The organism is Actinobaculum massiliense, assembly GCF_001457435.1.
Classification (GTDB): Bacteria; Actinomycetota; Actinomycetes; order Actinomycetales; family Actinomycetaceae; genus Actinobaculum; species Actinobaculum massiliense.
Map to the genome: position 1 here is coordinate 1,130,262 of NZ_LN881717.1, position 25,681 is coordinate 1,155,942.

Below are 25,681 nucleotides of genomic sequence, written 5' to 3' on the forward strand. Positions count from 1 at the left end.
AGATCGTGCTATTCGCGTTGAGAACCCACGCGGTTCGCCGCGGGCCTTTCGCCCACCATCGATAATTCCGCGTTTTTGCCGCAACTAGTTCAAGGTTACTCCAGACTGGAGTTATTCGTGATCCCGGGATTATCCCCTAAGGATTCGACGTGGGGAGCGCCACGCGGGTAGCGGCGGATTCTCTCAACGGGCACGCTGAGGGGACGAGGGCAGGCAAGTTTGCAGGAAGGGCGAGTGCGCGGGCAGCCGCGTAAAAAACGCGGAATTATCGAAAGGGCTGGAGATAGGAAATCTCCGCTAGCGCGGACAATGCCATGCAAGCGGAGATCTCAAAGCTATCGGATTTATGCGGCGGGGGTTATCGTCAGGGATCCGCGTTCAGGAACCCGCATTCAGCGACCGGGCCGGATGTTCCCCACTGCCCGATCGCGACCGCACCTCGGCGGGCTACAGTTCACGGGCTTCGGCGTCGACCATGAACGCCAACGAGGGTCTTTTCCACCGGAAAGTAACGCCCGCGCGAAGTGCCAGGCGCTAAAACCCCAGGTAAGCGCTAGCGCCACCCCATTGTCATTAAGAACCCGGCGATCAGCAAACCGAAGCCGATAAAGAGGTTCGCCTGACCGAGGCCCGGGATGGGCAGAGCCACGTGAGACACGTAGGCCACCACGATCACAATAAGGCCCAGGATCATAAGCGTGCACATAAGCGGCGCCCACCAATTCGGGGAGCGGCGCTTATCGCGCGGAATGCTCGGCTTGTGGCGATCTTCCTCAGTGAGCTTTTCCTGAGCTTCCTGATCGGCCTTCGTACCGGGCCTACGCTTGTCCGCAGCTCGTTCCGTCCGACGATGACGCGTTTTTGAACGACGCCGAACTTCTTGTTCTTCGGCGTCAGCTGTAACGTCTTGAGCCTCGAGCTCGTCATCAGTTCTTGCCATCAATGTACCTTTCCCGGGTGTCTACCGCGTCCAAGCCTATCGAATGCCAGTAGATCCGGCACTTTAATGGGCTTTGCTAGGGGCGGTGGGCTTGCGCACAACCGAAGGCAGTTTAGCCAGGAAATTGGACGTGTGGGGGTTTTGGTGCTAGTTCGCTTATAAATTCACGTTAGGGCTTTTGAGCGGTGCGGGGCGGTAGGCGACGTCGGACGCGTGTGGCGGAAAGCGCCCGCAACGGGAATCGACCGGAACGTGAGGCGCTCCAAATGGAAAGTGCCCAATACGAAAAGCACTCGCAACGGGACCCGCCTTAAATGCTAAGCGCCTGAAATGTATAGCGCCTTAAACGCGAATCGCGAAAAGAAACGCGGAATCATCGCAGAGCACGCGCTGTGGGTGAAATAGGGATTAGTGTTACTGCCGGACACTCTGTAGAACGGATACCCTTACCGCGGTATTTGGTAGATAGGAGGGCCATGTCGGATCGATCTGGGTCTTGGGGTCAAATGAGAGACGGCCACCACCCGCGTCATGCACGACGGGCGGATGCGGAACCGGCGTCTGTTGCCTTTGCGGAATGGCAGGGGTCTGAGCAGCGCGCCACAACCTCGGGCGCTCATGCGCAGAGGGAGGATGAACCCAAGCCCCGGCGCAGATCCGGTCACGTCCTCAACGCGATTCTCGGCGGAATTGGCGAGCTTCTTATAACCGCGGGTGTGCTGGTAGGTCTTTTCATTATCTGGCAGGTTTACTACACGGATATTGGCGCGAATCGCGATCAGGCCTCCCAGGTGTCCGAGGCGCAAAAGCAATGGGGCGATCCGCGCTCGACCGACAAGATTGGTGAGCCGCGCTACGACGAGCCGCCAGCGGCAAAGCACGTGACGACGCCGGGTGAGCTCGAAGGCATTGTGTATATCCCGCACTTTGGTAGCGACTGGGCATATACCGTCAAATACGGCGTCGACCTGGAAACCATTATCGACACCGGAAGTTTTGGTCACTACGAGACGACGCAGTACGTGGGCGAGGTCGGAAATTATGGCGTGACAGCGCACCGGCAAACGTACGGCGCGGCGATGCGCGACGTCGACAAACTTGAAGACGGCGACTCGATCATTATTCAGACGCAGGATGCCTACTACGTCTACAAAGTGAGCGGCGAGGAAATCGTGCAACCCAGCGTTGTTGAGGTGCTTGCTCCGCATCCGGGCCATCCCGAGCTACCCGCGGAGAAGAGAATGCTCACGATCACCACCTGCCATCCGCCCTTCGTTTCAAATGAGCGTTGGATCGTTTACGCAGAATTTGATCATTGGGTGCCCGTGTCGGAGGGCAAGCCTGCTGAACTCGTGAATGGAGCGAACAAGTAATGTACGGATGGATCTGGCGGCATCTCCCTGGCCCCGGTTGGCTGAAGTTTTTCGAGGTTTTGATCCTTCTGGCCATCGTCGTGTACGTGCTTTTCGAGTTTGTTTTCCCCGTGATTAACGACTACTACCGCCCGGTAGATACGACGATCGTTCCCGCCGAGTCCACCGAATAGCGCTCGCGAGTTTTTGAGCTCGGTCGGGGCGAGTTTTTCGGGCTCGGTCGCTTGGTCGGGGGCTGGTAAGCGGCGGCGTACTGAGGTGTGGCACGATGGCGTGACGCTGTGCGGCAACGCGAGCTTATCCGTACATGCCTAGCGTCTAGGCGTGCCTAGGCGCTTAAACTCCCCATCCCGCAACTTTCGCGGAATCATCGCTGGGCGGGCCTAGGCACCGGCTCTATCTGCGGGCTCTTCGACCTCGGTCGGTTGGGCGGGTTGCGTCGGCGTCGGCGTCAACGTGGGCTCGGGAGCAACACCCACGAATAGCGTCACGCTACTACCAACCTCAACCTTGCGCCCCGCCTCAATAGACGTGTCCACCACCGTGTTGATCTGCGACGGGTCCTGCACGGGCTGGTCGATGCGGTTCACCACCGTCAGGCCGGCCTCCTTGAGGGTCGACGTCGCCGCTTCTGGCGAATAACCAACCACGTCAGGAACCTCGGTCTGTCCACTCGCGATGTAGATGACGATTTGGGTGCCCGGGGCGACTTCTTCACCAGCAGCGGGCGAGGTGCGAACAATCTTGTTCTTCGCCTGCGTCGGATCATCGACGATCGTCTGGTCGCCAATGCTCAGCTCGGCATTTTCAAAAGCATTGCGGGCCTGATCAAAGGTGAAACCAGTAACGTTGGGGACCTTCACGGACGAAGGCCCGGAGGAGAAGCGAACCGTGATGGTTTGCCCCAACTCAACGCGGGTCCCCACCGAAGGATCCGAGGAAACGAAGTCGCCCTTAGCGACGGTGTCCGAACCGACGTCGGTTCCGCGCTGGAACACGAGGCCGGCATTCTCGATCTCGCGCCGGGCCTGGGATTCGGTCATGCCCGTCATATCGGGCACCGAAACAATTTCTGCCTGCGTTTGGGTGGGCGTCGGGGCGGGCGCGGGGCCACGATTATTGAGGAATAGCCAGCCTCCAACACAGGCGGCGATGAGGAGCAAAACAATGGCAAGCCAGATGGGCCATTTGCTCTTCTTCTCCTCTGCCGGGCGCCCCGACGTCGTCGGAATTTGCCCCGTGGAATAGGCGGGGTAATTGCCCGTGCTGTAGGCGGGGTAGTTTCCGGTTCCCGAGGCGCCGGGATACGTGCCGGTGTGGGAACCGGCGACGCCCGGGTAGGTACTCGTTTGGGTTGCCGCGCCACCCGGGATACCGAAGGCGCGAGTCGCGGCACCATAGGCTTGGGTCGCCGCGGGAGCGTTTCCGGGAACCATGTGGTTCGAAGTCCACGAGGTGACGGCCGGAGCCGCAACGCCTTCTCCACGCGCTGCCGCCAGCAAATCCTCGCGGAACTCGACCGCCGTCTGGTAGCGGTCATCGCGGTTTTTGGCGAGCGCCTTCATAACGACGCGGTCGATGGAATCGGGAATGTCGGGGGCGAGCTGGGACGCTGGTTGGGGAGTTTCGGACACGTGCTGGTAAGCCACCGCAACCGCGGAATCTCCGACGAAGGGCGGCTTGCCGGTCAAAAGTTCGTAAAGCACGCAACCGGTTGAATATAGGTCTGAGCGCGCATCTACCACTTCGCCGCGGGCCTGTTCAGGCGAAAGGTACTGCGCGGTACCGACCACGGAATTGGTCTGCGTCATAGTGGCGGCAGAATCGGTAATGGCTCGCGCGATGCCGAAATCCATCACCTTGACCTTGCCGTCGGTGGTCAACATGATGTTTCCGGGCTTGATATCGCGGTGGATGATGCCTTCGCGATGCGAGTATTCAAGTGCGGAAAGAACGCCAACGACGATCTGCACAGCCTCCCCGATCGGAACGGGATCGTGGCCCTCAAGGAGCGAGGCGACAGTGCGTCCCTTCACGAGCTCCATCACGATATAGGGAAGTGGAATTTCGGTTCCTGAGCTCGACTCAACGATCTCTTCGCCGGTGTCGTAAACGGACACGATGGACGGGTGATTGAGCGCCGCCGCAGACTGTGCTTCACGGCGGAATCGCGCGAGGAAAGTGGCGTCCTGGGCCAGGTCACCGCGCAGGATCTTGATACCGACGGTCCGCGAGAGCCGGGTGTCGTAGCCGCGGTGCACCTCAGCCATGCCGCCGCGTCCGATGAGATCACCGACCTCGTAGCGGTTTCCGAGTACGCGGGGAATATCAGTCACGTCGCGTCACCTTTCTCCTCTTTAGCCAATCTCGCGTTAGCGCTTGTCAAAGCCTAACGCAGCTTCGTTTCCAAGATCTTTTTCGCGATAGGGGCGCAGACGGATCCGCCGTCGCCGCCCCAACCCTTATGGCCCGCATTTTCCACGAACACGGTTATCGAATACGTGCGGTCCCCAATTGTTGCATTGGCGACGAACCACGTATGCGGCGGGGTTTGGGCGTTGATTTCCGCGGTGCCGGTTTTGCCCTGCACCTCAACGCCGTCGATAGCGGCTCTTTTCCCGGTTCCATTCTTCACTTCATCCGCCATCATTTGCTGCATATATTTCGCGGTATCTTCGCTCATCGGGGTAGAAAATACCTCGGGTTGCGTTTGGGAAATCTGTTCCAGATCCGCGGTAAGAGTGCGCTTGACCCCGTAGGGCTTCATTAAGACGCCGTTGTTGGCGATAGCCATGGCGATCATCGTCATTTGCATGGGGGTAACGCGGATGTCGCGCTGGCCAAATGAATCCATCGCAAGTGCGGCGGAATCTTCGGGCTGGGGGAAACGCGATGCAGAAACCGGTAGCGGCGTGGTGAATGATTGATTGAAACCAAACTTCTCCGCTTGGGCGATCATTTTCTCGGCGCCAACACTGATGCCGCCGATCGCAAACGGAGTGTTGCAAGACTGCGAAAATGCCTGGTTGAGCTTTACCTTGCCGGAGCCGTCGCCGCAGGGAAGCCGGCCGGGATTATAAATAACGTGCGTCGTCCCCTGCGGCGAAAATTCCGTCGGAGCTTCCACTTCGGTATCCGGCGTAATGTTCAGGTTTTCCATCATTGCCACGGAAGTGAGCAACTTGAACGACGAGCCGGGAGCGTACTGGTCACCGCCGGTCGCCCGATCAACCATTGGTTCGTTGGGATCTTCCCGTAGCGCCTCATACGATGATTCCGCGCTTTCGCGCGAGTGTACAGCGATGCTGTTCGGGTCATAGCTTGGGCTGGTGTATTGGGTAAGGATCTCACCCGTGTGGGCGTCGGCAATGACAACGGCGCCGCGTTGCCCAGCCATTGCGTCATGAGCGGCCTGTTGCAATTCGGGATCGATCGTCAGTTCCACCCCGCCGCCCTGCGGCTGCGATCCGGTGAAAAGCTCTTGAATTCGTTGTACCGCGAGCGAATCATCGGAGCCGCCCAGCACACCGTTCATTGCTGCCTCAATACCCGTCATTGAGTTGAAGGCGGTTGAGAAGTAGCCGGTGAGATTAGCGTAAAGCGCACCTTGAGTGTAAACGCGCTGGTAGGAATACGCATCGTTCGAAGGTTCCGAGGTTGCGATAGCTTCTCCGCCGACGACGATCGGACCGCGTTGCGTGCCGTACTGCTTGTAAAGAGTCCGTACATTCCAGGGATTGGCGTTCAAGCTTCGCGCACTGAAGAACTGGATATACGTTGCGGATGCGGCAAGTGCCAAAAACATCACGCAGACGACGGCAACGAGCTGGCGAATCGGCTTATTCATCGGTGCTGGCCCCCTTTGCATTTCGCGGGTGGGACGGTTCGGTAGCTTTCTGCTTGCTCGTTAAAAGCTCGGAATTATTACTTTGGACGGGCTGAGAGTGGCGGGTAGCGACGGCGTCGTCCCCATTACCCCAACCTAGGCCGGAAGCGAGCGACGATGATGGCACGGTTGCGTGAGTTTGTGTGGGGTCGGAAGAAATGTCGGAATCTTCGCTGTGGCTGGTGGAGGCGATCGCCTCGATCTCATCCGTCGAGGGAATCGCCGCAGCGTGGGCCGGACGGCGTGAAACATCGGAAAGCCGTAACAAGAGCCCCACGACGATCCAGTTGGATATAAGAGCGGAACCGCCCTGAGCGAGGAACGGTAATGCGAGACCGGTGAGGGGAATAAGGCGCGTAACGCCGCCGACCACGATAAAGCACTGGATCGCGATCACGAACGCGAGGCCGGAGGCCAGAAGTTTGCCGACGCCGTCGCGCAATTGGATGGCGGTTCGCATTCCGCGGCCCACGAAAAGAATGTTGAGCGAGAGAATGGCCAAAACCCCAACTAATCCGAGTTCTTCAGCGAACGAGGCGAAGATGAAATCGGATTGCGCCGCGTAAACAAGGTTGGGGTAACCCTTGCCTAGACCGGTTCCGAATAGGCCACCCGAGGCCATACCGAACCAGCCCTGGACGAGTTGATAGGAACCGCCGGCTGAGCCGTAGATATCGGGATCAAATGCGTCCATCCAGATATTGAAGCGGGCCCGTACGTGTGGAACCGTCGTCGCGATGAAACTGACCCCCGCAACGGTGAGAATTCCGCCCATAATGAGCCAGCTGATGCGCTCGGTAGCCACCCAAAGCATGGCGACGAAAAGCCCGAAGAATAGAAGGGCCGTTCCGAAATCGCGCTGGAAAACGAGCACCGCCATGCACATTGCCCAAGCGGCGAGGAGCGGAACGATGTGGCGTAGCTTAGGGAAGCGAATGCCAAGAATTTTTGGGCCGGCGAGCGAGAGATTATCGCGTTCGGTGACCAGATAGGCGGCGAAGAATACGGCGAAGCAAATCTTCGCGAGTTCGGCGGGCTGGAACGAGAATCCCGCCACGCGTATCCAGAGCCGCGCGCCATTGATGGTTCGCCCCACGCCGGGAAGCAGAGGCAAAAGTAGCAACAAAATACCTACCACAAGCGCTGACCACTTGTAGTTGCGAAGCATTCGATAATTCCGCGTTAGCATCACGGTGAGAACAAAGAGCACGAGGCCAGCGCCGGTCAGGATGAGCTGTGAGCGTGCCCCGTGGGTATCGGCGGCGGAGTCAATGCGATAGATCATTGCCAGGCCGAGAAGATTCAGAGCCAGAGCAATTGGGAAAAGCACGGGATCTGCGTACGGAACCATCCACCTAATGACCAGGTGAACGGTCAAAACTACCACCAGGCCGATAATTCCGAGCTGTGTGAGCTGCGGCGGGAGCCCCTCGTTACCGAGGCCGTCCCACACTAGGCAGTAGGCGGCGAGGCCTAGCCCCAGAGCGGTTAAGAGGAGCAAAAGCTCTGGAATACGGCCCTTTCGCGCCGGTGCGGATACAACAACGCTCACTCTTACTCACCGGCTTCCGAACTATTTGATGATTCCGCCGAATTTGCGGAGGGCGTTGCCGGGGCTGCGGGTGACGGTGAGGATTCCGTTTCCGAAGGTGAAGACGTTGCCTCATCAGGCACAACCTGGGATTTCAGATTCTCGACGACGTCGCGAATTTCCGCCAACGAACCACGCGTAATAGGTTGCTCGAGGCGATCCTGGGCCACCGGCGTGAGATCCTCGACGAGCAAGCCGGTCTCCTCGATTGGCGAGGAAAGATGTAGCGATCCGATCACCTGGGGAATACCGCGATAAATCAAGACTCGTCCGCTATCTGTACCGACGTAAAAACGTGACTGGGTCCAGCGGTATGCGAAGAAGCACCCAGCCACCAGCAGAGCGAGGACGGCCAGGGCGGCCGTGAGCCCGGCCAGGCCGAAACGTTGCTTATGTGAGGTTTTGGTATTCGCGGAATCTTCGGTCGCGAGATTCGCAGAATTCGCGGAATTATTGCCGGCGGTGAGTTTGGCGGCGCGTGCAGCCGCGGAGGTCCCGCCGCGCGTTGGCCTTCGGTAATCATGGGCCGCACTCCCAACGACGACGGCCTGAGACGGGCCGTGTTCGCCGTCGGTATCCTCGAGCACATCCGCTAAAACTACCGTCACGTTATCCGGGGCACCCGCGGCAAGTGCCAGGTCGATAAGGTGTTCACCAAGCTCATGGAGATCTTCGATCATTGCCATGGCGTGCGAAATCGTATCGAGTGTGACGACGCCGAAAAGTCCGTCGGAACACAAGAGCCAGCGATCCCCGGGCTGTGCCTCGCGGATTGATTCGTCGAGCTCAACCTCGCCTGGGGTATCGCCGAGGGCACGCATAATGACGTTTCGCTGCGGATGATGCTCGGCTTCTTCGGGGGTGAGTTGCCCGTGATCGACCAGGTACTGAACCAGGGTATGGTCGTGCGTTACCTGCTTCATCTCACCGCCGCGCATGAGATATGCGCGCGAATCCCCAATGTGGATCATTCCAAGCTTATTTGAGGAGCGCAAAATCGCGATGCAGGTGGTGCCGAGGCCTGCCAATTTGGGGTTCTCCGCCACCCGCCCCAGCATATCTTCGTGGGCGTCGTTGACGGCTTTGCGCAGTAGCGGTAGCAGGTCGTCTGCGGCATGTGAATCGTCTATTTCAGCCAGATGCGAGATTGCGACAGACGATGCGACGTCGCCGGCGGCCGCGCCACCCATGCCGTCAGCAACAGCAATGAGGTGCGGGGAAGCGTAACCGGCGTCCTGATTGTTGCTCCGAACTAGGCCGACGTCGGAAAACGCAGCATACCGCAGTCGAATATCACTCAAACTTGTAGCTCCATCGTGGTTTTCCCGATCGTGACCTGCACTCCGGGCGTGAGGGCAACGGGCTCATTAATGCGCGCCCCGCCGATATACGTTCCATTTGTTGACTGCAAATCCTCGATCCACCAGTACCCGTCGCGGAAGAAAAGTTTTGCATGCCGCGAAGAAGCGTAGGAATCATCGAGTACGAGGGAGGAATCAGGGGAGCGCCCGATCAGCAAAGGTGATCGACTCAGCGGAAGAACCGTACCCGTTAGGGGTCCGCCGACCACAGCGATGACTGGCTGCGGGATCAGTCTTGCGGGTTCTGGTGGAACCTCCGCAGGGGCGGAATCTTCGTGATGCGTTTCGGGCGCGCGACCGTGTTTCGACGACGTCGACTTCCGAGCACGAATTGCGGTCCCCGAGGTATCTCGCCGCACCACCATCACAATTCCGAGAACGAAAATCCAGGTGAGAGCGAGGAAACCAAAACGCAATAAGGTGAGAAAAAGGTTCATCGTCTAAGCGCTTTCGCCTTCCCAAAACATGATGTGCGTACGTCCGATCGTGATCGTGTTCCCGTCCACCAACGTGGCTGCCGGCACCCGATGGCCCTCAACATACGTACCGTTCGTTGAATCCAAGTCGGTGGCAATTACGCCGTTCGGCGTTACCTGCAATTCGAGGTGTCGGCGCGAAACACCGGAATCATCGATGGTGATATCGCAATCGGATCCGCGCCCAATGATCGTCGTCGTTCCCGTGAGGATATAGCGATCCTTGCCTATCTGGATCATTGGATTTTCTTCCGAGGCGACGTTCGAGGTTGCGGGAGCGACGGCGCCGCGGGTCGTCTTCGTCAAAACTTTCACGGAACCTTCGCGGACCGCAGGATCTTCGGAGAATAAGATTCTGATTGCCCCAACGAAGAGGTAATCCTGGCTAGTTGCGTGCTCGGCTAACGCGTGCTCGAACTCGTCGATAAGTGCGTCTTCCCCCCAGTTCTCAACTCGTTCAAGATCCGGGGTTGCCAGTAGAACACTGAATTCGTTCGGGGAGATCGTCCGATCGCGAGAGAGCCTCGCAACGTCCCGATCCATCGATTTCTTCATCTCGGTGAGGATTTCCACGGGTTTTAGCTCCGAATGGAAGGCGCGAAAGGCGCCAGCCACGGCATTTTCCACGCCTTTCTCAAACCTGCCAAACGCGCCACTCATCGCACGACCTTTCCGTCTTTTCTCCACCTCAACCTAAATCCTAGCGAACGGGAGACCATCGCGCGGAATTCATGGGCTTTCTCGAGATGTAGCTTTCTGCGACTGGCCCGATGCTTTGGCTCCCACACTTCGCGCCGAGGAGTATAAACGCGGAATTATCGGTGAGAAAGGAGGGGCGGAGGACGTTTCTTCCCGTTCCTTGCGATGGTTCCGCGTTTGTGCGACCGTCAACACATTGGTTTTGCTTGGAATCTGGTTTTTTGACCTATAAGCTGGAGTTCGCGCTTAATTGTCGATTACCGGCAGTTAATCATGCTCGAGTGGCGGAATTGGTAGACGCGCACGGTTCAGGTCCGTGTGCTCGTGAGGGCGTGGGGGTTCGAGTCCCCCCTCGAGCACCAAGTAAATAGAAGAAGTGGCGTAGTTTCAGCGGAAACTGCGTCATTTTTTTCGGCCGGACGGCCGGTCGCGTTGCCGTTGCCCTTGGTTTTTGCAGAGCCGAGTAACTAAAGGATAACGCCGGGATGTGCGCTTTTTACTGCGGCGAGGTCAAAGCCTTGGCGCTCCAAGATGATTCCGAGACGTTCGGTTAAACCGCATATATTCCACGGAAGGTCGGGGAGAACGGGGTTGAGATTTCGGCCCAGCGCTGACCAATTCCCGCAGAACCTCCATTCTTCACCCCTTTGATCCCAAATATGGAAAGGCGAGGGCGGCTCGGTGAAGGGAATGACGGTGTCGCGGAAGTGAAGATCATCCGCGCGCGCGATAATTTCCGACCAGCCAACGGATTTTCGCTCGTGAGCCCGCGCGGCATCACGCGCGATCTGGCTGGGTTCCAAATGAACGACGCCGTCGTACTCGATGGCGAGCCGATAGGCAGTGAGTTGCAAATCTGGGGTGCGGAGACTGTTGGGGAGCACTGTTATGGGCTTATTGACGGACGGTTCAGGAAAACCCGCCGCGACGATGACGAGGCGCGACGTCGTTTCCATTGGTGAATCCGCGCCGACCCGAGCATGGCGAAGCGCTGCTCGCGCCATCGGCAGGCCACGAATTTTCCGATGTTTTCGCACCGCACTCCGGAGCGAATCCATCGTCGAGTATGGATTTGTTCGCGCTTCGAACTGTTCCCGCGGCACGCGTAAAAGATGGTCAGCAACCTGCGTCGCCTCCATCAGGCTCAAACTCTTGCACAAATCTAGGAATGTTCGCTCTCTGGTCATGATACGCAATTCGGTGCCCGAGGAGACGTGGCGGATTAAGACGACGTCGTCGGCGGGAAGTTCACCGAAACCCCAACGAACCTGACCTACGATTTTCCCGCGGCGCTTCACGCCGTTGCGTAGGTGGACGGGGGCGTCGGGTTCCCACACTGCGAGGCGGCTCGGGAGTGGCAGGCCCCAGACGCGGGCAGCGGAAACATGGGTGATAACGGCGCTGGGATGTTTGCGTGTGAGGGCGGCGAGGAAATCAAGTTCGGTGACGACGACGGACGAAAGCGCGTAGAAACCCCGGGCTACCCGTTTGAAGTGTCGACCGCGCAATAGGCAGTAGGGGACGCCTTGCAGAAGGGCCTCTTGTGGCGTGAAAACGCGCAGGCCAAGGAGCGTTTCGAGGGTGCGGATACCTATTGTCGAATCTGGCGGTTGCCGGCCGGAAGTGGATTGTGCACGCGAGCTATCGACGCCGGCGCTGCCAGCCGGGAGTACCGGTGGAGCGCCTTGTGGTACCGGGAAATTCTGTGGAAGCGGACCGCCCTCTGGCGCCGGGCGCCGTTGCGACGGGGGGACGTTTCGCGGCCCGGAAAGCGGGAGCGGACGGCGAAAGAAAACGGCACCGGGGACCTCGGAGAGCCCGAGGACTCTCAACAGGCACCTTGAGAAGAAAAGCATGGTCTGCTGATGAAAGACGCTTTTACCCGGGGATTTAGAAGCTGCAGGGGATCCCAAAAGCGCCTCTTCTGAAAAGGGACCCCTTCTGGGATGCGGCACGCGGCGCGGTTTTGTTCGCGCCGGGGATCTGGGTGGGCGCGGAGACTGCGATGGGGGAGGCGAGCTGGCTGAGCAACCTCGATCTTCACGTTTAGCGGTATTGGACCGAATTCTTTTCGATTGGTGAGTAATGTTCATGGCGACAATTTGCATCAAAACAAGCCGTCGCGTTGCCCCCGAGAGCGAACCTGTGGATAACTATGACGCGAGCCGTTTTGTGGAACGATTCCTATCCCCCACCTCCCCCTCGATAATTCCGTTTTAATCGCCGGACAGCGCCAGCTCCGCCGTGCCACCCTGGCCCCGATCATTCCGCACTTTCTCTGGATTCCTCCTCCCGTCTCCGGTTTCCCGGCCGGGAAACGGCCTAATCGCGTCTCGCTCGGGGAGGATTCGAAGAAGGTAAGGGGCCAAAAACGATAATTCCGCGATTCTTCTTGGGAAAGAATCGCGGAATTATCGTTTTGCTTGAACTGTAGCCAGCTACATGTTGGAGATTAGGGCCTCGTTGCTTTTTGCTCGGAGAGTGGGAATTCCTTGAGAAGCTCCCGTTCGAGATCGATGACGTTGAGGATTGTCTGAGTGGGATATGCACCAGAAATATACGTCCCATTGACGATAATTCCTGGCGTGGACTGCATTCCCATCGAAGAAGCGAAGGCGGTCTGACCGGCTACATAATTCTTCGTTTCCTCAGAGTTCATATCCGACTTAAACTTCTCGAGATCCAAGCCCAGTTGAGTAGCGATCGACGTGAGTGCATCCTCGTTGACCACCTGCTGCCCTTGGGCATTCGTCGTGAGAGCGCCTTGGGTGAAAAGCGCATCGGAGTATTCCCAAAATCGGCCTTGTAGACCCGCTGCGTGAGCGGCCTGAGCTGCGAGATCTGAACCATTCGCCGCGAAAATCGTGAAGTGGTAGAACTCGAGGCGAATATCTCCAGAATTGGCTAGATCCTCCAGCGTTTGCATGGACTCGTCGTGCAACTTCTGGCAGTAGTGGCACAAATAGTCAGAAAACACCTGAACTCGAACCGGCGCGTCCTCAGGCCCAATCGCCTCGCCGGTGTTCGCGGGTAGCGAGGGGGTGGCGAGCAAAGCACTCCGCACGTTGTCGTAAACAGTTGGTACGACGTCGCCATCAGTCATCGACCACCCCTTTTCCTGGGCGAGCTCCGCGTACCGACTAGCAATCGGATTCTGAGCAGCAATTTCTTCTGGGCTCGAAGTTGCCGACGACGCCGGATCTGGGGACTGGTTCGAACCTTGACTTTCGTTTCCGGTCTTCGGCTCAGTCCACACCGAGGTAGGGCGCTCCGATGGCGATGAATTCGCGTCTCTTAGGCGGGAGGGATCGGAAAGTACCATCAGCACGGCAGCGCCGACGACGAGGGCAATAATAACCAGGACAGTTACGACGATCGCGTACTGGCGCTTATCCTTCTTCTCTTCTTCCGGCGTGAGGGAGCCTTCGCGCAACGTCCACAGATGCTGAGGATCGTTGCTCGGGTAGCCGCCCGCAGCATCTTGCGAAATAGACGGATTTATCGTCGAGGCGGCGTCAGGAGCGGGTGTCTCTTGCGTGGAATTATCGGCCGCAAGAGACTCTTCAGAGGTCGCTTCCGTAGGGGTGCTCTCCTCCGAAGAAACAGGCATCTGTTCGCTACCGGTTTCCGGTTGAGAAGACTCCTCCGGCGTTAACTCCGGCCCCGATACTTCCTCCGAGCTTGTTGCCGACGTGCCAGAAAAGTTCGGAGCATCGGCGTCGTCTTCGTGATTGTCGTTATTCGGAATCAATCCTCGATCCACCCATCAATCATATTGACGAAAACTTCGGCGTCCTCATCGTCGAATGCGTCAAAAATGACGAGCTTGATCTTGCTGGGGTGCTGACGCATCCAGTCACTTACCGTCGTTAGCGCGATGCGGGCAGCGGCCTCGCGGTCGAAACGGCCGCGTCCGGTTCCCAGTGCGCAGAATGCGATCGACTCAATATCGCCCTGCTCAGCGGCAATTTCCAAAGAGGAGATGTAGCAAGCGCGGAGCTGAGCGCACTCTTCTTCGGTGGGTTCGCGCACGATGTCGAGCGTGGGCGAAAGGGTGTGGATGATGTAATTCGCGGGCAAGCGGTAAGCGCGGGTGATTTTTGCGCCCCCCGGAACCTCATCGCTTCCCTGGAGCTCGTGGATCTTCGCCCCGTCGTTGCGTAGCCACGGCCCGGCTTGGGAGTGGATCGACTGATCAGCGGAGGGGCGTCCAGTTTCACGGAATCCTTGCAGATCAGGACTTGCGCCCTCGACGACGGCGTCGACCACAAGCTCACGGATGTCGCCACGCCAAAGGACGGTGCGTTCGGCCACCGAGTAGTCCGATTCCGGCATGAGATCCGAAATCCGCTTGAGATGCTTTGCCTCGGTGCGTCCGAGGAGAGCGATCTTGCGGTAGAGAAGCTGGTTGACCGCGCGACCATACTTCTCGGGGATCGGCGCGGCGTCACGTTCGATTAGTTGAGCCTCGAGCTCGTCAAAAAGCTGGCGATCGGTCATTTTCTTTTGCTCGTCGGTAAAGCCGCCGAGCGCAATTTCGAAGAGTTCGCGATTGGAGCGGGGATCATTGCCCGGTACTGGCCACGGCTCGTCGAGCTTAATGGCTTCGCGATATTCGGAAAGTTCAAGCATGAGTACTCCTCCAAGTGGTTTCTCGAGTTCTAGGGTACCGGCCACGGGGCCGAGAATGTCGAGAAAGTGGTCCTGGATAAAGGGTAGGGCAAAAACGCGGAATCTTCGCAAAGGAGCACTCGCGGTGGAAAGTCAACCAATGCCGATAATTCCGAGTTTTCTCCCATCGAGCTCAAGGGCCGTATTAACTCGGGCAACGCGATAGGCGAACGTAAAAAAGGAAAATTGCTCCGCAAAAACTAGGTACCAACCGCATTTTTGTGCGCGGAGGAGTTGCAATCGAAGTGACTACCCAATCGGTTGAGACTTTCCATGGCGTCGCAAATGATGATTCCGCCAGATAGTCTTTTTCGCATGAGTACGAATGCACGCCAATCTGTTGGACGGCCGAATCTCGCCTATGACGCGGTTCTTGCGACCGATGGTTCATGTTCAGGAAATCCAGGGCCCGGGGGTTGGGCCTGGGTGGAGCAGATCTCGGGGGCACGAAATTCCGGCGGTTCCCACCAGACCACTAATAACATCATGGAACTGACGGCTCTGCTTGAAGGCCTCAAATACATTGGTCCAGAGCCGAATCTTCTTATCCGCTGCGATTCCCAGTACGTCATCAACACGGTGACGAAGTGGGCCCCGGGTTGGCGTCGACGTGGATGGCGCAAGGCTGACGGCAAGCCCGTGGCGAACCAGGAGCTGGTGGCCGCTCTACTTGAGATTTACGAGGCCCGCACCGGAAAAACGGATGTCGAATGGGTTCGTGGGCACGCGGGCGACGAAGCGAACGAGCTGGTCGATTCCATGGCGGTGGCGCAAACCCGCCAGCATGCTTAGGCCGGGTGCGTCGAGCTTCCGGTTAAATCACTGATCACGAGCTGGGGCGCCGCGAGCTGGCCTATGGGGGGTATCCGCGCCTCCCACCGAGTGTTCTGCCATTCTTGTTGGCACTTCTGAATGAAACGTTAGGGTAACAACTATGGAAAACTTTCGCGGAATCTTCGACGGCGGGGCAAGTGGTGAGGAGAGGCTCCTCTTTAATGAAAGAACAGAGGGAGCGGCGCTCGAGGACGTCGATGATGCGGAATCTTCGCATGAAATCCAGGCAACTCTCTGGCAGAATCCTGAGGATTCTGACCTGAGTGAGCCACCCCGCGCGAAGAAGATTCCGACCAAGCGGATCTTCCATGACGATGTTTACGTCGAAAACTACGAGTGGCTCCGCGATAAAAAAGATCGAGATGTGCTGAATCTTCTCAATGCGGAAAACTCATTCACCGATGCGACTTTGGCGCATTTGCAACCCCTGAGGGAGCAACTCTACGGGGAGTACAAGGCCCGGACCGTCGAAGCCGATACGTCCGTGCCCGTACGAAGCGGGGACTGGTGGTATTACGAGCGAACCTGGGAAGGGCGCGAATACCCGGCGGTCTTGCGGACTCCCGCTCGTAGTTCTCAGATTCCGGTAGTAGGTGGCGAGTTCGAGCAGCTGGTATGGGATGGCAATACCCTCGCGGCGGGAGAAGATTTCTTCCAAACCACTAGTTTCACTCCTTCGCCAAACGGAAAACTGGGGGCGATGGGAATCGATTTCCGCGGCGGCGAAACCTTCACTTTGCGCGTCTTCGATATAGAGACGGGCTTCGTCGTCGACGATTCCGTCACCGGGATGGGCTATGGCCTGGCCTGGACCGAAGATTCCGCCGGAATTATTTACTCCCGCGTCAACGAGTCCTGGAGGACGTGGCAGATATGGTTGCATCCGCTCGGAGCGCAGAACGATATCCTCCTCTACCAGGAAGATGACAATCAGTTCGAGATTTACCTTGAGGCCTCGCGAAACGGTAAATGGGTGATCGTTACCTCGGAGTCGCGTACCAATACGGAAGTGCGGCTGTTTTCGACGGCCAATCCTTCCGATAATTACGTTGTTTTTCCGCGCCAGCCAGATCTCGAGTACCGCGTGGCGCCTGCCGGCAACCAGCTTCTAATTGTCCATAATCTCGATAACCCCGATTTTGACATCGCTAGCGCTCCGATGCGTGCTTCCCGGCCGGAAGAATGGCAAACAATTTTCACGCCGGCAGCCGGTGAGCATATTGATGGAGTGGATGCTTATCGGGACTTCGCGGTGGTTTCGATGCGATCGGGTGGAGAAGCCATTTTGCGAGTTCTCCAGCGGTTCCCGCGGGCAGAAAGTGCCGATGCCTCAGCCACGTCCCTCCCGGCCGGCGATGATTCCGCGCAAGTAACGGATCCGTCCGCAACGGCCCAGCCGCTTTCCGATAGCTCCGAGGTCCCCGAAAGTGCCCCGCTGGAAAAAGAAGCGGAATTATCGAAAGGTAAGGGCGCCGCTCAGCAACGCCCTGCTTATGAGTGGCATGGCGTGGTGACAATTCCGCATTCCGCGGGGAGCACCCTCATGCTCGAAGAGGACGATTCTTGGGACGCAACCGAATTTGTCTACCGCGAGCAGTCGCTTTTGCTACCCCCAACATGGCACGCTTTTGAGCCGTTGACTGGTCGGCAACGCGTGCTCAAACAGCGCGAGGTCCCGAGTTACGACCCAAGCGCCTATGTTTTCGAGAATGTGTGGGTGACCGCCCGAGACGGCGTTGAGATTCCTATGACGATTACTCGCCACAAGTCCGTGCGTCCAGATGGCTCAAATCCTGGGTTTATCTACGGCTACGGAGCCTACGAAGTCTCGCTCGATCCGTATTTCTGGGCGGGATGGGCTTCCTACCTTGACCGCGGCGTCGTGATTGCGTGGACGCATGTGCGCGGTGGCGGCGAGCTCGGCCGGGCATGGTACGAAGGCGGCAAGCTCGATAACAAGAAGAACACCTTCCATGATTTCGTCGATTGCGCGCGTTGGCTTCAGGAAAGTGGTTGGGTGGAGCCGGGCCGGCTCGCAGCTGAGGGCGCATCGGCGGGCGGATTGCTCGTGGGGGCTGCAATCAACGAAGCTCCGGAGCTTTTTAGGACCGTGCTCGCGGGCGTTCCTTTCGTTGACGCGCTGACTACGATGTTGAAGCCGGAGTTGCCCTTGACCGCCGGCGAGTGGGAGGAATGGGGCAACCCTATCGCCAGCAAAGATGTTTACGAGTATATGAAGGAGTACTCGCCGGTTGAGAATGTTCGCCCCGAGTTGTATCCATCCGTGCTGGCAACGACGTCGCTCAACGATATTCGCGTTCTTTACGTTGAGCCGGTGAAATGGGTTCAGGTGCTTCGTGAGACGACGACGAACGACGCCGCGCGCCCCATTTTGCTCAAAACTGAAATGGTGGCAGGACACTCGGGAAAGTCGGGACGCTATGGGTCCTGGAAGCAACGGGCCTTCGACCAGGCGTGGATTCTCGACCAAATCGGCGCGACGCAGCCATTGCAGGATCGCGGCTGAATGGCGGCTTAGTACCGTTGCCGACCTTTCGCCGGTGGTGACGCCGTCGTGGGTTGACGTCCGCACCGACGCTGACGCCGTCGCGATCCGATAATCGTACCGACGACGCCGTCGTTAACCGACGTTAGCGCCAGCGAGGGCTTGCGACCACGACCCGTAATGTTGCCTAATTGCGGCGCCCGAGGGGAAAAGGCCTTGGTTCCCCGTGTCCTCTAACCATTCCGAGTATCCGCCAAAGTGCGGTTTCTTCCCGGCTCCGCGTGACCACAAGACGTACTCACGCATCGCAGTTTGATAATCCTGATCGGTGAACTTCAGAGAGCCTCGTTTCCGACCGCGGCGAACGGCGAAGCCCGCTGCGGAGAGCGCATCGTTCCAGTAACCGCCAAATCGTTTCGTCACGGTTTGAGAGGTAGGTGGCCAAGCGAAAGCCGGCGTGTTCTCGCCGGATTTTGCGCTCGGATTATCGACGATTTTTGCGCGCGCTTCATCGTATTGCTTCGCCGTCATCGTCAGCGATGAGTCCGCGTTGAGAGCGGCTCGCACTCCGCCAACAATTCCCAGAGCTTCCGCAAGTTTGGAGGAATTATCGCCGCTGGCGCTACCGTCGCCAACGCCAAATTCCTCGGCCAGTGCGGCTTCATCTTCGGCCGTCGCTGCCTGCGGAGTCGCAGGCACGTCATTTAGCATGCCGAAAACGTAGAGCAGGCCGGCCTGCAGGGACTCACTGCTAAAACGCGGGGTGTGGTTCCGCGTTTTTTGGCGCTGATTTCCATGGTGTTCATTCTCCTGGTTCTCAGTGCCCCGCTCCCGTTTCCCAGAGTCTGGAGCGGTAGAGGCACCCTCCGGGCTGGAAGGCGCGAACCCGGGGTTATTTGTTGTTGGAGCCGCCTCCCATTTCCTACTCGCTACGAGCTGGCCCGATGCGGCTAAACGCTCCAGAAAATTCTCGACGGTTACCCGCACCGCATTGGCGGAAAGGTCGGCTGCGCGGTCGAGCTCGATGTGATAAAGCTGTTCGGCCGCAGGCCCGGCAAGGTCAGAAGCGCACCGCACGGAAGCGAACGGAATCCCGGCCGCAGCGCAGGTTTGCGCGGCCGCGGCTGACTCCATGTCGGTAAGAAGCGCGAGGGGGAATAGCTCGCGCGTTTCGCCAACATTCTTTGCGGTGATAAACGCATCCGAAGAAAGGATCTGACCCTTTTTAACCTGTGACGGCACCGCTTCGATAATTTCCGCGGAACCTTCGAATGTTTCGGGTTGGCCTGGTACCTGGCCGATGGCGTATCCAAAAGCGGTTGCATCGGCGCGCGTGTAAGAATAGTTTGTCCCGACGACGACGTCGCCTACCTCAATCGCTTTCCCGAGTCCGCCCGCGCTTCCAGCAGAAATCACGAACAGGGGGTGCAACTCCTGAGTCACCCATCCAAGGAACGATGCGGTGGCGATAAGCCCGATTCCGGTCTGCGCGCAAAGAAGCGGAATCTTCTCGCCTCGAATTTTTGGGCCCGAAACTAGCCATGCCTTGGCAAATGGCATGGTTAGCGGAATGGCGTCTGCCTCGTTCCCGAACTGCCGGATAACGGGGGCAATTTCCTCGATCTGCGCCGCGATAATGACGCCAACGCGATTCTTCTGGTCAATCAGAGAGACGCGCGGGTTACCAAGCGTTCCGCCATCGCCCGCCGATAATTCCGAGTTTTGTTCTGCCACAGTCTTTCCTTCGCCGATAATTCCGAGTTATTTGCGCGCGGTTATTCCCGTGTCTTTCGTGTACCTATTTTTCGCTTTCCTCGCGCGTTACCTGCTCCCACGAGTTGCGGCTCTCAAGCATCTTCTGCACCGCGGCCTGGGCGGCCTCCAAGCTGTGGCTCTGCGCCCAACCACACTGCGTTTCATTGGCTGCCGGTACGTCCTGTGCCGCGAGAATATCGCGGAATGTTCTCTCCACCAGCTCGCACGTGGCGGTCACATCCGGTTCCCCAACAAGCAAGAGGTAGAAGCCCGTTTGGCAACCCATGGGCGAAAAATCGACTACGTTATCGGAATGGTTTCGCGAGTATTCCGCGAATGAATGCTCGATCGAGTGAACGGCCGGCATTTCCAAATGCTCGAGATTCGGTTGGCAGAAACGCACATCATATTTCGTTAGCACGTCGCCCTTCGGCAACGTTTTCGTGTCGGCTACCCGCACGTACGGCGCCTCCACCGTCCGATGATCCAGGTTGAAAGATTCGACGTTCATCTTTGGCATTGTGCCCTCCGATTACCTGCATTCTCGCCCTAGTAAACGGCTCTATCGTACCTTTTGTCGGAACCGACGTGCGCTGGCCGCCTAGTCAAATCCACGGAATCGTCGTGGGGGGGGGTGTTGCCGGCTTCTTTGCCTTTTGGTGTTGTGTTTCCGACGACGCCCCCGCTCCCGCCGACGGCTGCGATGGCTACGGCGGCATCGACCAGTCGAAGTTCTTGGTAGCGAATGCGCGGAACCATCGATACGGAGAACACGGAAGCGTCGATAGAAAAAAGATGGAAGCGTTGAGACAAGATGGGCGGAACTATCGATAGGCGCCTGGAGGGATCACGCTTACGCACAAGAGGCGGAATCATCGCCGCAAAAGCTCGGAATCATCGCTGGGAGGGAGAGGGGCGAGGCGTACAGAAATTCCCAGAATAATCCCAGGCGGATTTTATGGATAACTCAGGGGTATCTAGTTATATATATGTGTACGCGGAGGAACCGGGAGCGTGGACCCGGTCCGCGGCAAAGAAGCTAAGGCTTCTTTCAATTGAATAGCAGTTGTCGCAGCCAGGATGAGCGTTGGTTTGCTCGAACAGTGCCCATTTAGTTCGATTTAGCTCTAGCGCGACAATTGGGTGGCCGAGGAGCGTGGACCTCGGCCACTATTCATTTAATCCGAAGTGTTAGCAAAACGAGTGCTCTGTGGTGGGGTGCGGGGGGAACCTTCGCATACACGGAGCCGGAATTTAGATCGTCCGGTTGGTCGCCATCCAGCTGGTCACGCTGGCCTCAGTAGCTAGCAAGAGCTACTGGTTCGCACCTTCATCATCGTCTTCCTGACAATCCGGGCAAATACCCCAGAACGTGATTTCAGCTTCGTTTACCTGGAATCCCATGGAATCTGCCGGCATAATGCAGGGCGCTGCCGCGCGCGGGCAGGGGACATCCTCGATACGTCCGCATGCGCGACAAATGAGGTGGTGATGATTATCGGCTCGGTTCAGCTCATATCGGGCCACATGCCCGGCTGGTTGGATTTCTCGGAGAATTCCACGCTGCGTTAGCGCGTGGACGATGTCGTATATAGCTTGCACCGAGACGGATCCGAGCTGCGCCGTCGCCCCCGAACGGAGCTCCTCGGCGGAGAGATGGCCACCTTTATCAATTTCCCGGAGTACCGCGATACGAGGCTCCGTCGCACGAAGCCCCGCGCTCCTCAGCAAAGATGGAAAATCGGTAGGCATACTGTCTCTCATCGCTTTTCGTGGCTAAAACCCATTAAACTTCCTTTTCCGATGGTAGGCCAAAGTGTTTACGAAAATGGGGTTATTTCTACCCGGTAAGCCCGTGGAAAACATCACTAAAGCCCGAGGTTAGGGGCTAAACTCGTGAGATTCACACCCTGTGGATAACCCTGAGGATTGCGCGCACAGCAGTGGATGAGCCGTGTCCACAGGTTCGGGAACTGTGGATAACCGGGGCGCTGTCTCCGTCGAAGGTACGTGACTTTCGCGCGAGGTTCAATTCGCAACTCGGGCGAGAAAACCGCATCCAGGTTCGAGATCGGGACTCGCATCGCAACTCCGGGCGTGCACTGCTCGCGCGCAGAATCGAGGACGTAAAAGATGCGGAATTGTCGGGCATGGAAAACGCGGATTTATCGGCCGTGAAAAAAGCGGAATTATCGGGGAATAAAAGCTCGGAATTATCGGAAGTGGGCGGCCGGCATGCGTTATCGGCGTGGGTGACGGCGCGGTCGACGCGGCGGGTCCACCCGGCAGGAACAACTGGGGATGGGGTCTGGAAAAGCTGTGGACAAACGCGCGTCCGCTTTGGGCACAATCCACCCGGTTTTCCACGGATTTATCGCGATTTTCCACAGTGTAATTACCTCGATGTGATTCATGCCCTCAACACAACCGCTTGTGGTTGCTTCCATTTTCAAACACAAGGTGTAGTGTTTAGGCTTGTGCGGCATTACCTAGAGATGCCGGAGAATTTAAACGTTATGAACCCGGCGCCCGGATCCTGAAAATCGGGCTCGGATGCGAGGGGTGGAGGCGCCCACGTCGTCGAGGCAAACGCACCCACGAAGAAAGAAGCAAACGGAGGACTCATGAGTATCACGGTTTTCACGAAGCCAGCATGCGTGCAGTGCAATGCCACCAAGCGGGCCCTCGATAAGGCGGGGCTTGAGTACGAGCTCGTCGATCTGACGCAGGATCCCGAGGCGCTAGAGTCAGTTAAGGCCCTTGGTTATATGCAGGCGCCCGTCGTCGTCGCGAATGGACACCACTGGTCCGGGTACCGCCCCGACGAAATCAAGGCGCTGGTGAGGAACGCCGCGGACGCGCGCGTGAAGGTGACGGCATAGCGACGTCATGGGACTCATCGTCTACTTTTCGTCATCGACGAACAACACACATAGGTTCGTTCAAAAACTGGGAATGCGCGCGGTGAGGATTCCGATCCACACGCGCGAAGAGGGTTTTCTTCACGTCGACGAGCCGTATGTGCTCATCACGCCGACCTACGGCGGTGGAAACCAGCACGGCGCCGTGCCGCGGCCGGTCATCAAGTTCCTCAACGACGAAAAAAATCGCTCGTTCATTCGCGGAGTTATCGCGGGCGGGAACACCAATTTCGGGAAGTATTACTGCTGGGCGGGGGACATTATCTCCGCGAAATGCAAGGTTCCCTTCATGTACAAGTTTGAACTTCTTGGAACGCCCACGGACGTTGACGTGGTGAAGAAAGGCTTAGAAGAGTTTTGGCAGACGCAACACTGAACCAGGAAAGTCCGCGCCGCGCGCCCAACCCGGAGACCGACTATCGGTCGCTGAACGCGGAGCTCAACCTCTACGACGCCAACGGGCAGATCCAGTTCGACGCCGACGTCGAAGCGGCTCGGCAGTACTTTATCCAGCACGTAAATCCGAATACGGTCCACTTTGACACTCTGGAGGAAAAACTCGACTACCTCGTGCGCGAGGGCTACTACGAGGAAGAGGTGCTCGAGCAGTACTCGCGCGATTTCATTAAGCGCCTCTACCAGGCGGCTTACGCGCATAACTTCCGTTTTTCGACGTTTATGGGCGCCTACAAGTACACGCGCTCGTACACGCTGAAGACCTGGGATGGCAAGAAGTACCTGGAGCGCTTCGAGGATCGTGTGTGCATGGTGGCCCTGGCGCTCGGCGCCGGCGACGAAGAGCTTGCCATGGACCTGATGGAAGAAATCATCACCGGGCGTTTCCAGCCCGCGACCCCGACCTTCCTCAATGCGGGCAAAAAGGCGCGCGGCGAGCTGGTTTCCTGCTTCCTGCTACGGGTTGAGGACAATATGGAGTCGATCGCTCGGGCGATCAACTCTTCTCTGCAACTTTCCAAGCGCGGCGGCGGCGTCGCGCTGAACCTGACCAATCTGCGTGAGCAGGGCGCGCCGATTAAGAAGATCGAGAACCAGTCATCTGGCGTCAACCCGGTGATGAAGCTCCTCGAAGATTCCTTCTCTTATGCCAATCAGCTCGGCGCACGCCAGGGCGCGGGCGCGGTTTATTTGCACGCGCATCACCCGGACATTATGCGTTTCTTGGATACCAAGCGCGAAAACGCCGATGAGAAGATCCGCATTAAGACGCTTTCGCTCGGCGTGGTGATCCCGGATATTACCTTTGAGCTGGCCAAGCGCAAGGAAACCATGTGGCTGTTCTCCCCGTACGACGTCGAACGCGTGTACGGAGTGCCGTTTAGCGACATAAACGTCACCGAGAAATATGACGAAATGGTCGCGGACGAGCGGATTCATAAGTACCCGCTCAATGCGCGCCAGTTCTTCCAGACGCTGGCGGAGATTCAGTTCGAATCTGGCTATCCCTACATTCTTTTCGAGGACACCGCGAATCGCGCGAATCCGATCAAGGGCAAGATCACGATGTCCAACCTCTGCTCGGAGATTCTGCAGGTTTCGGAAGCCTCGACCTTCAATGCGGACCTCTCGTACTCGCACGTGGGCAAGGACATTTCTTGCAACCTCGGTTCGCTGAATATCGCGAAGACCATGGATTCGCCGTCGATCGGGAAGACGGTGGAAACCGCGGTGCGCGCGCTGACGGCGGTGTCTAACCAGACGGCTATTGACTCCGTGCCGTCGGTCAAGCGCGGCAACGATATGTCGCACGCGATCGGACTGGGGCAGATGAATCTGCACGGCTACCTGGGCCGTGAGCGGATTTTCTACGGTTCGGAAGAAGCGCTGGACTTTACGAACATCTACTTCTACACGGTCGCCTATCACGCGATTCGTGCCTCCATGGAAATCGCTAAGGAGCGCGGGGAACGTTTCGAGGGCTTCGAAGATTCCGCGTATGCGACGGGTGAGTATTTCGAGAAGTACATCAACCAGACCTGGGAACCGAAGTTCGATCGCACGCGCGAGCTTTTTGCGAACCAGCACATCCCCACTCAGGATAATTGGAGGCAGCTGGCCGCGGACGTGGCAAAGTACGGAATCTACAACCAGAACCTGCAGGCAGTTCCGCCGACCGGTTCGATTTCTTACATCAACCACTCGACGTCATCGATCCACCCAATCGTTTCGAAGATCGAGATCCGCAAGGAAGGGAAGATCGGGCGCGTCTACTATCCGGCGCCCTACATGACCAACGACAATCTCGAGTACTTCCAGGATGCATACGAGATTGGCCCGGAGAAAATTATCGACACCTATGCGGTGGCCACCCAGCACGTTGATCAGGGGCTTTCGCTCACTCTGTTCTATCCGGACACGGTCACTACGCGCGATGTGAACCGCAATTACATCTACGCCTGGCGCAAGGGCATCAAGACGCTCTACTACATGCGCATTCGACAGGCGGCGCTGGCGGGAACCGAAGTTGAGGGCTGTGTTTCCTGCATGCTCTAACCGAGGGACGTGGGGCTGGCTAGCTCCGGATTCGCGCGCTCGCGCGAGCCGCCCTTCCGCGGCGTGGCGATAATTCCGCGAAAGTTGCGGGGTGGGGGTGACTGTGAGTCGCTCCCACCCCGTTTTTGTGCGTTGCTCCCGCGGTTTCCTCGAGAGA

The 25,681-nt window shown here is 57.9% G+C and carries 20 protein-coding genes and 1 tRNA gene; 8 read left to right on the forward strand and 13 right to left on the reverse strand.

Features of this window, described 5'->3' with window-relative positions:
* Nucleotides 1-553 precede the first annotated feature (553 nt).
* Nucleotides 554-940, reverse strand: coding sequence for a cell division protein CrgA (locus BN2664_RS06755; RefSeq protein WP_007000951.1), 387 nt, complete (start codon nucleotides 938-940; stop codon nucleotides 554-556).
* 476 nt (nucleotides 941-1,416) lie between these two features.
* Between BN2664_RS06755 and BN2664_RS06760 the strand changes: the two genes are divergently transcribed.
* Both BN2664_RS06760 and BN2664_RS09265 read left to right on the forward strand, forming a co-directional pair.
* Nucleotides 1,417-2,313, forward strand: a complete 897-nt coding sequence (locus BN2664_RS06760) for a class E sortase (protein ID WP_007000950.1) — start codon at nucleotides 1,417-1,419, stop codon at nucleotides 2,311-2,313.
* On the forward strand, nucleotides 2,313-2,486 hold the full coding sequence (locus BN2664_RS09265) for a hypothetical protein (RefSeq protein ID WP_007000949.1): 174 nt from the start codon (nucleotides 2,313-2,315) through the stop codon (nucleotides 2,484-2,486). The genes BN2664_RS06760 and BN2664_RS09265 overlap by 1 nt, the downstream gene beginning before the upstream one ends.
* A 210-nt stretch (nucleotides 2,487-2,696) precedes the next feature.
* Here BN2664_RS09265 and pknB read toward each other — a convergent pair whose 3' ends face one another.
* Genes pknB through BN2664_RS06790 form a run of 6 tightly spaced genes read right to left on the reverse strand, consistent with a single transcriptional unit; the run spans nucleotide 2,697 to nucleotide 10,287 of the window.
* On the reverse strand, nucleotides 2,697-4,649 hold the full coding sequence (pknB, locus tag BN2664_RS06765) for a Stk1 family PASTA domain-containing Ser/Thr kinase (RefSeq protein WP_007000948.1): 1,953 nt from the start codon (nucleotides 4,647-4,649) through the stop codon (nucleotides 2,697-2,699).
* A 53-nt stretch (nucleotides 4,650-4,702) separates the two neighbouring features.
* Nucleotides 4,703-6,160, reverse strand: coding sequence for a penicillin-binding transpeptidase domain-containing protein (locus BN2664_RS06770; RefSeq protein ID WP_007000947.1), 1,458 nt, complete (start codon nucleotides 6,158-6,160; stop codon nucleotides 4,703-4,705).
* Nucleotides 6,153-7,751 (reverse strand): FtsW/RodA/SpoVE family cell cycle protein, encoded by a 1,599-nt coding sequence (locus BN2664_RS06775; protein ID WP_007000946.1) that lies wholly within the window; start codon nucleotides 7,749-7,751, stop codon nucleotides 6,153-6,155. Before BN2664_RS06775 ends, BN2664_RS06770 begins: the two co-directional genes overlap by 8 nt.
* A 2-nt stretch (nucleotides 7,752-7,753) precedes the next feature.
* The gene (locus BN2664_RS06780) at nucleotides 7,754-9,091 is read right to left on the reverse strand and encodes a PP2C family protein-serine/threonine phosphatase (RefSeq protein WP_007000945.1); all 1,338 of its coding nucleotides are present in this window, start codon (nucleotides 9,089-9,091) and stop codon (nucleotides 7,754-7,756) included.
* Nucleotides 9,088-9,588 carry an FHA domain-containing protein FhaB/FipA gene (locus BN2664_RS06785; RefSeq protein WP_007000944.1) on the reverse strand — a complete coding sequence of 167 codons (501 nt, stop codon included), beginning with the start codon at nucleotides 9,586-9,588 and terminating at the stop codon, nucleotides 9,088-9,090. Before BN2664_RS06785 ends, BN2664_RS06780 begins: the two co-directional genes overlap by 4 nt.
* 3 nt (nucleotides 9,589-9,591) lie before the next feature.
* Entirely contained in the window at nucleotides 9,592-10,287 is a 696-nt protein-coding gene (locus BN2664_RS06790) for an FhaA domain-containing protein (RefSeq protein WP_007000943.1), read from the reverse strand.
* 314 nt (nucleotides 10,288-10,601) lie between these two features.
* Here BN2664_RS06790 and BN2664_RS06795 point away from each other — a divergent pair.
* Nucleotides 10,602-10,688, forward strand: a tRNA-Leu gene (locus tag BN2664_RS06795).
* A 105-nt stretch (nucleotides 10,689-10,793) separates the two neighbouring features.
* Here BN2664_RS06795 and BN2664_RS06800 read toward each other — a convergent pair.
* The 3 genes from BN2664_RS06800 to BN2664_RS06815 all read right to left on the reverse strand — a co-directional run bounded on the left by BN2664_RS06800 (nucleotide 10,794) and on the right by BN2664_RS06815 (nucleotide 14,958).
* Nucleotides 10,794-11,834, reverse strand: a complete 1,041-nt coding sequence (locus BN2664_RS06800; RefSeq protein ID WP_155856462.1) for a PDDEXK family nuclease — start codon at nucleotides 11,832-11,834, stop codon at nucleotides 10,794-10,796.
* Nucleotides 11,835-12,778: 944 nt separating this feature from the next.
* Entirely contained in the window at nucleotides 12,779-14,089 is a 1,311-nt protein-coding gene (locus BN2664_RS06810; RefSeq protein WP_040316969.1) for a DsbA family protein, read from the reverse strand.
* The gene (locus tag BN2664_RS06815; protein ID WP_007000940.1) at nucleotides 14,074-14,958 is read right to left on the reverse strand and encodes a macro domain-containing protein; all 885 of its coding nucleotides are present in this window, start codon (nucleotides 14,956-14,958) and stop codon (nucleotides 14,074-14,076) included. Before BN2664_RS06815 ends, BN2664_RS06810 begins: the two co-directional genes overlap by 16 nt.
* A gap of 354 nt (nucleotides 14,959-15,312) precedes the next feature.
* On the opposite strand from BN2664_RS06815, the gene BN2664_RS06820 reads away from it, so the two are divergent.
* Together BN2664_RS06820 and BN2664_RS06825 are read left to right on the forward strand one after the other, a co-directional pair.
* A complete protein-coding gene (locus tag BN2664_RS06820; RefSeq protein ID WP_051014168.1) occupies nucleotides 15,313-15,789 on the forward strand; it encodes a ribonuclease H family protein in 477 nt (158 codons plus the stop codon).
* 142 nt (nucleotides 15,790-15,931) lie between these two features.
* Nucleotides 15,932-18,358 carry a S9 family peptidase gene (locus BN2664_RS06825; protein WP_007000938.1) on the forward strand — a complete coding sequence of 809 codons (2,427 nt, stop codon included), beginning with the start codon at nucleotides 15,932-15,934 and terminating at the stop codon, nucleotides 18,356-18,358.
* A 114-nt stretch (nucleotides 18,359-18,472) separates the two neighbouring features.
* Here the strand turns inward: BN2664_RS06825 and mtnN are convergent, their stop codons facing one another.
* The 3 genes from mtnN to BN2664_RS06845 form a co-directional block, all read right to left on the reverse strand.
* Nucleotides 18,473-20,071, reverse strand: a complete 1,599-nt coding sequence (gene mtnN, locus BN2664_RS06830) for a 5'-methylthioadenosine/S-adenosylhomocysteine nucleosidase (RefSeq protein WP_007000937.1) — start codon at nucleotides 20,069-20,071, stop codon at nucleotides 18,473-18,475.
* A 64-nt stretch (nucleotides 20,072-20,135) separates the two neighbouring features.
* Entirely contained in the window at nucleotides 20,136-20,612 is a 477-nt protein-coding gene (locus BN2664_RS06835; RefSeq protein WP_007000936.1) for an S-ribosylhomocysteine lyase, read from the reverse strand.
* A gap of 794 nt (nucleotides 20,613-21,406) precedes the next feature.
* Nucleotides 21,407-21,844 (reverse strand): Fur family transcriptional regulator, encoded by a 438-nt coding sequence (locus tag BN2664_RS06845; protein ID WP_007000935.1) that lies wholly within the window; start codon nucleotides 21,842-21,844, stop codon nucleotides 21,407-21,409.
* An 872-nt stretch (nucleotides 21,845-22,716) separates the two neighbouring features.
* Between BN2664_RS06845 and nrdH the strand changes: the two genes are divergently transcribed.
* Genes nrdH through nrdE form a run of 3 tightly spaced genes read left to right on the forward strand, consistent with a single transcriptional unit; the run spans nucleotide 22,717 to nucleotide 25,524 of the window.
* Nucleotides 22,717-22,974 (forward strand): glutaredoxin-like protein NrdH, encoded by a 258-nt coding sequence (gene nrdH, locus BN2664_RS06850; protein WP_007000934.1) that lies wholly within the window; start codon nucleotides 22,717-22,719, stop codon nucleotides 22,972-22,974.
* 7 nt (nucleotides 22,975-22,981) lie between these two features.
* Nucleotides 22,982-23,389: a class Ib ribonucleoside-diphosphate reductase assembly flavoprotein NrdI gene (gene nrdI, locus BN2664_RS06855; protein WP_007000933.1), complete on the forward strand. Its 408-nt coding sequence runs from the start codon at nucleotides 22,982-22,984 to the stop codon at nucleotides 23,387-23,389.
* Nucleotides 23,371-25,524 carry a class 1b ribonucleoside-diphosphate reductase subunit alpha gene (nrdE, locus tag BN2664_RS06860; RefSeq protein ID WP_007000932.1) on the forward strand — a complete coding sequence of 718 codons (2,154 nt, stop codon included), beginning with the start codon at nucleotides 23,371-23,373 and terminating at the stop codon, nucleotides 25,522-25,524. The genes nrdI and nrdE overlap by 19 nt, the downstream gene beginning before the upstream one ends.
* The last annotated feature ends 157 nt before the right edge of the window (nucleotides 25,525-25,681 follow it).

Bases quoted from the DNA above. Each gene is read 5' to 3' on its own strand.
- BN2664_RS06755 (WP_007000951.1), bottom strand. From the start codon at position 940: ATGGCAAGAACTGATGACGAGCTCGAGGCTCAAGACGTTACAGCTGAC.
- BN2664_RS06760 (WP_007000950.1), top strand. From the start codon at position 1,417: ATGTCGGATCGATCTGGGTCTTGGGGTCAAATGAGAGACGGCCACCAC.
- BN2664_RS09265 (WP_007000949.1), top strand. From the start codon at position 2,313: ATGTACGGATGGATCTGGCGGCATCTCCCTGGCCCCGGTTGGCTGAAG.
- BN2664_RS06770 (WP_007000947.1), bottom strand. From the start codon at position 6,160: ATGAATAAGCCGATTCGCCAGCTCGTTGCCGTCGTCTGCGTGATGTTT.
- BN2664_RS06785 (WP_007000944.1), bottom strand. From the start codon at position 9,588: ATGAACCTTTTTCTCACCTTATTGCGTTTTGGTTTCCTCGCTCTCACC.
- BN2664_RS06790 (WP_007000943.1), bottom strand. From the start codon at position 10,287: ATGAGTGGCGCGTTTGGCAGGTTTGAGAAAGGCGTGGAAAATGCCGTG.
- BN2664_RS06815 (WP_007000940.1), bottom strand. From the start codon at position 14,958: ATGCTTGAACTTTCCGAATATCGCGAAGCCATTAAGCTCGACGAGCCG.
- BN2664_RS06820 (WP_051014168.1), top strand. From the start codon at position 15,313: ATGAGTACGAATGCACGCCAATCTGTTGGACGGCCGAATCTCGCCTAT.
- BN2664_RS06825 (WP_007000938.1), top strand. From the start codon at position 15,932: ATGGAAAACTTTCGCGGAATCTTCGACGGCGGGGCAAGTGGTGAGGAG.
- BN2664_RS06835 (WP_007000936.1), bottom strand. From the start codon at position 20,612: ATGCCAAAGATGAACGTCGAATCTTTCAACCTGGATCATCGGACGGTG.
- BN2664_RS06845 (WP_007000935.1), bottom strand. From the start codon at position 21,844: ATGCCTACCGATTTTCCATCTTTGCTGAGGAGCGCGGGGCTTCGTGCG.
- nrdH (WP_007000934.1), top strand. From the start codon at position 22,717: ATGAGTATCACGGTTTTCACGAAGCCAGCATGCGTGCAGTGCAATGCC.
- nrdI (WP_007000933.1), top strand. From the start codon at position 22,982: ATGGGACTCATCGTCTACTTTTCGTCATCGACGAACAACACACATAGG.